We start from the raw sequence: 1210 nt of genomic DNA, 5'->3' as shown, positions 1-1210 counted from the left end.
CAATACCGTTCAGTTAAGGACCTTCGAGGTATGATGAGTTGTGCCTCGTAGCGGATGGGTGAAACCGGTCTCGGATCGTCGGCTGTCGGATGTGGTGTCGGTGGGGTTGTTGACCAGGGTCTTTCCGCCGGATGTGGTGGATGCGGTGATCACGGAATGCGGTCGTACCGAGCAGCGCAGTAGAACGTTGACTGCTCGGGTGACGGCGTATTTCGCGATCGGGATGGCATTGAACGCCGATGCGTCGTACGAGGAAGTATTCGAACAGCTCACCGACGGCTTGTCCTGGTCATCGGGGTGGTCGCAGCATTGGTCCGCCCCGACGAAATCGGCTATCTTTCAAGCACGTTCACGCCTTGGTCCAGATCCAATGGAAGCATTGTTTCGTCGTGTCGCGCAGCCTGTAGCAGTCGACTCCACACCCTCATCGTGGTTGGCGGGCCGCCGCGTGGTGGCCATCGACGGCACCTGCCTGGATCTGGCCGACACGCCCGCGAACACCGAACACTTCGGTCGACCACCGTCGAGCCGCGGAGAGCAGTCCGCCTACCCGCAAGCCCGGCTGGTCGCAGTCGCCGAATGCGGTACCCATGCCGTATTCGATGCCGCTGTCGGCAGCTGCATGACCTCGGAACGCGAACTAGCGAACACTCTCGTCGACCGTCTAGAACCCGGCATGCTGCTGCTGGCGGACCGCGGCTTCTACGGGTTCGAGATGTGGACACGCGCCGCCGCCAGCGGCGCGGACCTGCTGTGGAGAGTCAAATCGACACTGTCACCGAAACATATCGAGACCCTCGACGACGGATCCTGGCTGGCGACGATCATCCCGACCTCGGGCATCCGGCGTCAGCATCGAACACCGCTGACCGTTCGGGTGATCGACTACACCCTCGACGACGGACGCGAGAACCCCGAGCAATACCGCCTGCTCACCACCATCCTCGAGCCCGCCGAGGCACCCGCCCGCGAACTCGCACTCGCCTACGCCGAACGCTGGGAAATCGAGAACACCTTCGACGAACTAAAAACCCACCAACGCGGACCCCGAGCAGTCCTGCGCTCGAAATCCCCACCACTGGTACTCCAAGAAATCTGGGGCCACCTGTGCTGCCACTACGCTATTCGAACATTGATGGTCGACGCCGCGCGAGCAGGCGGACAGGACCCCGACCGCGCCTCATTCGTCGCGGCACTGCGGATAGCGCGA

At 62.5% G+C, this 1210-nt stretch carries 1 protein-coding gene; it reads left to right on the top strand.

The features are described 5' to 3' along the window. Positions 1 to 40 precede the first annotated feature (40 nt). On the top strand, positions 41 to 1210 hold a 1170-nt coding region (locus QMK17_RS26265), incomplete at its 3' end, for an IS4 family transposase (protein WP_283512219.1).

This window comes from Rhodococcus sp. G-MC3, assembly GCF_030063335.1.
In the GTDB taxonomy this organism is placed as follows: Bacteria; Actinomycetota; Actinomycetes; order Mycobacteriales; family Mycobacteriaceae; genus Rhodococcoides.
The sequence above is the reverse complement of the archived record's forward strand: the minus strand, read 5'-3'. Positions and strand labels throughout refer to the sequence as shown.